Raw genomic sequence first — 5,105 nt, forward strand, 5'->3', positions numbered from 1 at the left:
CCGCGCCGAGCAGCAGGGCCAGGGTAGCCGGGCCGGGGGATCGCAGCAGGGCAACGCACACGGCAACGCCCAGCGACGCCGCCAGCTTGCAGCGCGGGTCGGCCAGATGCAGGCGCGAGGCGCCCCGGCTGAAGGGTTCGTCCAGCACCTTGGGCTAGCCGTGTGCTGCGGAAGTGAAGGCCAGCATTTCGGGCCGCACCCGTGCGATGAAAGACACCACCAGCGCCGTCACCACGCCTTCCACGATCATGACCGGGATGTGCGCCAGCACCAGCGCCCGCGCGGCGGGGATGAACGCCTCGCCGGACAGTGCCAGGGATGCGGCGGTGAGCAGGGCGGACGCGCCCACGGAAAGGAAGCCGCAGGCAAAGGCCGCGCCCCCGCGCAGGCGGGACGGGCCGGTCAGCATGGGCCGGAAAACGTAGAAGCACAGCACCGGCGGCAGGGCCATGTTGAAGGTGTTCACCCCCAGCACGGTAAGCCCGCCGAACTGGAACAGCAGCGCCTGCAACGCCAGCGCCACGAAGATGGCGGGAAAGGCGGCCCAGCCCAGCATGACCCCCAGCAACCCGTTGAGCACGAGATGCGCGCTGGAAGGGCCGATGGGCACGTGGATCAGCGAGGCCACGAAAAATGCGGAGGACAGGATGGCCACGGTCATCAGGCGATCATAGTCCACCCGTTTCAGTCCCGCCGTGACGCCAAGGGCGGCCAGCGCCGCGCCCGCGCCAAGCACCGCCGGAGAAAGCACCCCTTCCGAAATGTGCATGCATGCCTCGCGCTGTCTGCGCGCCCGTCGCGGCGCGCGGAAAATCCGGCGTCACGGGCGTGCCGAAAGGGGTAGCAGATGGCACATGGAGCGTCAACGTGTCACGAATCCGCAGGGAGTGCCGGGGCTTGAAACGCGCATCGCCCGTCGCCCGCCGCCTTCTGCCTTCCGTCTTCTGCCTTCCGCCAGCCGCCGCAACGGAAACCGCCCCCGCACGCGCGGGGCATGCAGGGGCGGCGTTGTCCGTCAATGCGGTGCGCGGCGCTACATGAAGAAGACCAGCGTCACCAGGATGAACGCGGGCACCAGGATGCCGCACGACCAGGCCATGTAGCCGAAGAAGCTGGGCATCTTCACGCCCTGTTCTTCTGCGATGGAACGCACCATGAAGTTGGGCGCGTTGCCGATGTAGGTGTTGGCGCCCATGAACACGGCGCCGGCGGAAATGGCCAGCAGCGTCTGGGTCATGTCGTGCATCAGGTGCATGGCGTCGCCGCCTGCGGTGTTGAAGAACACCAGGTAGGTGGGTGCGTTGTCCAGGAAACTGGACAGCAGGCCGGTCAGCCAGAAGTACATGACGTTCACCGGCTGGCCGTCGTGGGTCACCATCTGGATCACCGAGCGCAGCGCGCCGTTCTCGCCCGCCTTCAGGATGGCGATGGCCGGAATCATGCTGACGAAGATGCCCGCGAACAGCTTGGCCACTTCCGCGATGGGACCCCAACTGAAGTCGTTCTTGATGCGCGATTCGGGATCGGTCAGCTTCAGCGACAGCCCGGCGATGACCAGCAGGATGATGTCACGCACGATGTTCTGGAGTTCCACCGGCACGTGGTACACGACGAATTCCACGCCCGGCTTCCAGAAGCCGCTCAGCAGCACGGCACCCACCACGCCGCCCAGCAGCAGCAGGTTCACGCTGCCTTCCAGGCCAAGCTTTTCACCACCGCCTTGCTGCGGTGGCACGGGGCGGCCCTCCTTGCCGAACAGCACGGTGTCCAGCGCGAAGAACACGGCCAGCAGCAGCACGGAAACCAGCAGCATGGGCGTGAACATGTGGATGGTGGTCCAGAAGAACGAGACGCCCTTGAGGAAGCCGAGGAACAGCGGCGGGTCGCCCAGCGGGGTCAGCGAACCGCCGATGTTGGCCACCAGGAAGATGAAGAACACCACCGAATGCACCTTGTACTTGCGGTGGGCGTTGGCGCGCAGCAGCGGGCGGATCAGCAGCATGGCCGCGCCGGTGGTGCCCATCCAGCTCGCCAGTACCGTGCCGATGGCCAGCAACAGGGTGTTGACCACGGGCGTGCCCACCAGCGAACCGGTCAGGCGAACCCCCCCGGCCACGGTGAACAGCGCGAACAGCAGGATGATGAACGGGATGTACTCCAGCAGCAGGGTGTGCAGCACCTCGTACAGGGCCAGCGATGCGCCGAACTTGAGGGCGAAGGGCACAAGGAAGGCCAGGCCCCAGAACGCGGAGACCTTGCCGAAGTGATGGTGCCAGAAATGCGGCGCCATCAGGGGAAGAATGGCGATGGACAACAGCATGCAGGCAAACGGCACTGCCCACAGGCCGCCGAGCAGCGCGCCGTCGAGGTGCGGCGCACCTGCCCCGGCGGCGAACGCCATGCCCGGGAGCATGGTCGCGGCAGCGGCCACGAGGGCCATGGCCGTTTTCTGGATCTGGGTCTTCACTGGGGAGCCTCCTTGGCGTCTCTGTGTATGAAATCCACCCGACCGGGGCACGGCGACAGGAATGTCGCAGGCCGGGATGATTCGTCAAATGGGCATGATCCTTTCGTGTCGGAAGGCGCATCCCTGCGGTCCATGGTGCGACCGCGTCACGCGGCGCGACGGACTGCGGACCGATGCCAACGCCTGTAGTAACGGGAGTGCGCCATCTTTTCAACAGTGGCCTTTCGCGTTGGCGTTGCAGTGGCCGTTGCGGTGGTTGGCGCCGCTCAACCGCGTGAACCAGTGCGGTGACGGCATCGCCGACGCGAGCAACGCTTCGCTCCGGTTATGGAACAACACGGTTTGATTGGTCAAGCGGGAAGGTGACTTTTTGGCCGAAGGGGGGTACACAGGTGCCCCGCGCTTCGGCGTCCCCGCAACCTTACGGAAACCCATCGGCATACGCATGGCACCACAGATAACTCCCCGGCGCATGGAACGCATCCGCCGCGTTCTCGGCTGGCGGCAGAAGGACCTGACCCTTGTGCTGGCCAACATCCACGACCCGCACAACGTTTCGGCCATCTACCGCAGTTGCGACGCCTTCGGCGTGGCACAGGTGCACCTGTACTACACCGATACCGCCTTTCCCGTGCTGGGCCGCAAGTCTTCGGCATCGGCGCGCAAGTGGGTGGACACGGTGCGCCATTCCGACGCCCCGAGCCTGATGCGCACCCTGAAGGAAAGCGGGCACCGCGTGCTTGCCACCAGCTGCACTCCTGCTGCCAAACCGCTGGGTGACTACGACATGACCCAGCCCACCGCCATCATCATGGGCAACGAGCATTCCGGGGTGGCCCCGGAACTGGTGGAACTGGTGGACGGTGAAGTATACATCCCCATGTACGGCATGATCCAGAGCTTCAACGTGTCGGTGGCGGCGGCGGTGCTGCTGGCCGAGGCCTCGCGCCAGCGCGTGCTGGCGGGCATGTACGACCGGCCCTCCTGGCCCGAAGAGGAACTGGAGGCCCGCATCGCGGCCTGGGCGGAAAAATAGCGGACAGGGGCAATGCCCCGAAAAGCGCGACGGCGGCGTATTCGGATGGTTCCGGGTACGCCGCCGTCGTGTTTGGCGATGGGGGGCGGGCAGCCGCGAGGCGGATGGCGCCGAGGGCGTCGGTGGCCCTCACCCGGCAGGCCGTCCGCGTCCCTTGCGTGCGCCGCCGGGGCATCACTCGTTCGCTCCGTCCGCGTTATTCGTCGGGGCCATCGGGTTCATCGCCTTCCAGCGGCAGGCCAAGGTCGGTCAGCCACCCTTCGTACAGCGCGCCCACCTCGCGCTCGCCCGCGCGCCGTGCCCAGCGGGCCAGCCCGCGCGCCTTGCGCACCAGCGGTTCCGGGTCTTCCAGCAGGCCGGTGACGTGCTCGATCTTGCGGGCCGCCTGTCCGGCAAGGTCCGGGTTGCCCGCCTGCGCCGCCACAAGCGCCAGGCGGCGGTAGCCCGGCAGGGTGGGAAAGAAGTAGCAGTGCAGCAGCCGCACGCCCGAGGCTTCAAGATACTTGCCGTGTTCTTCCAGAAACGCGGCCAGCAGTTCGTAGCCGGACTGCCACAGCGGGTCGGCCTGCAAGGCCTGCCAGCATCTGCCGGGTTCGAAATCGGCGTGGTCCGCCAGCAGCTCCGCCTCGCGCGCGGGCGGCAGGGTCAGGTAGGTTTCCAGCCACGGGGTCAAGGCCAGTTCGAAGCCGTCGCGCCTGGCCAGCTTGTGCAGGTCCGGCCCGAAGCAGCCGGAACAGCGCCGGTTGAGCCGGGCGGCGTTGGCCGCGTCGTGGTCGCGGCGTCCGGGGGTGCGGCTTTCCATGTGGTACACCCGGCTTTCCGCCACGCAGGCCACCTTCAGCCCCCGTTCGCGGATGCGCCAGCACAGTTCCAGGTCCTCGCTGCCGTTCAGGTAGCCATCGTGGAAGCCGCCGCAGTCCGCGAACAGGCCGCGCTCCATGAGCAGGGCCGCACCGGTGATGGCCTGCAACGGACGCCGCGCGGCCACCGCCGGGTGCGCCGCCGGAAAGTTGGCGTACAGGTGCTCCGTGGACAGCGACGGCGTGAAGGCGATGCCGCAGTGCTGCACCCTGTCCGTATCCGGGTAGAGCAGCAGCGGCCCCACGGCCCCCAGCCGGGTGTCGTCGTCCAGCGCGCGCAGCAGGGGCGGCAGCCAGCCGGGCGTGACCAGGGTGTCGTTGTTCAGGAACAGCAGCCTGCCCGCACGCGCCTGTGCCGCACCAAGGTTGCTGGCCACGGCGAAGCCCTTGTTCTCCGGCAGGCGGATGGGCCGGAAAAGCTCGCCGAACAGGGCGCGCCCCAGCGGTTCAAGGTCGCTGGCGGTGGCGTCGGTGGAGCCGTTGTCCACCACGATGATCTCCAGCACGCCGCCGGGGGTATGCGCGTGCAGGCTTTCCAGGCAGCCGCGCGTGAGGTCCCAGAGATTCCAGGCAGGGATGATGACGGAGACGAGGGGGGCTTTTGCGGTCATGCGATGGGACTCGTGCGCGCGGGGCGCGGTGCAGCAGGTGAGAGAGGTGGCGGCTACCCGGCGCCCGGGGCGGACAAGGCGGACGCCAGCGCGGTGGCCTTGCGCAGCAGGTCCTGCCGGGCCAGCGCGGC

The 5,105-nt window shown here is 67.7% G+C and carries 4 protein-coding genes; 1 reads left to right on the plus strand and 3 read right to left on the minus strand.

Annotated features, from left to right (window positions below):
- Window positions 1-154 precede the first annotated feature (154 nt).
- Together cbiM and FVW20_RS07150 are read right to left on the minus strand one after the other, a co-directional pair.
- Window positions 155-769, minus strand: a complete 615-nt coding sequence (gene cbiM, locus FVW20_RS07145) for a cobalt transporter CbiM (RefSeq protein WP_196608886.1) — start codon at window positions 767-769, stop codon at window positions 155-157.
- A gap of 264 nt (window positions 770-1,033) precedes the next feature.
- On the minus strand, window positions 1,034-2,440 hold the full coding sequence (locus FVW20_RS07150; RefSeq protein ID WP_196608889.1) for a sodium:proton antiporter: 1,407 nt from the start codon (window positions 2,438-2,440) through the stop codon (window positions 1,034-1,036).
- Between the two features lie 472 nt (window positions 2,441-2,912).
- On the opposite strand from FVW20_RS07150, the gene FVW20_RS07155 reads away from it, so the two are divergent.
- Complete coding sequence (locus FVW20_RS07155; RefSeq protein ID WP_196608887.1) at window positions 2,913-3,503, plus strand: TrmH family RNA methyltransferase; 591 nt, start codon at window positions 2,913-2,915, stop codon at window positions 3,501-3,503.
- Window positions 3,504-3,699: 196 nt separating this feature from the next.
- Here FVW20_RS07155 and FVW20_RS07160 read toward each other — a convergent pair whose 3' ends face one another.
- The gene (locus tag FVW20_RS07160; protein ID WP_196608888.1) at window positions 3,700-4,974 is read right to left on the minus strand and encodes a glycosyltransferase family 2 protein; all 1,275 of its coding nucleotides are present in this window, start codon (window positions 4,972-4,974) and stop codon (window positions 3,700-3,702) included.
- Window positions 4,975-5,105 lie beyond the last annotated feature (131 nt).

This window comes from Nitratidesulfovibrio oxamicus, from assembly GCF_015731765.1.
GTDB classification, from domain to species: Bacteria; Desulfobacterota; Desulfovibrionia; order Desulfovibrionales; family Desulfovibrionaceae; genus Cupidesulfovibrio; species Cupidesulfovibrio oxamicus.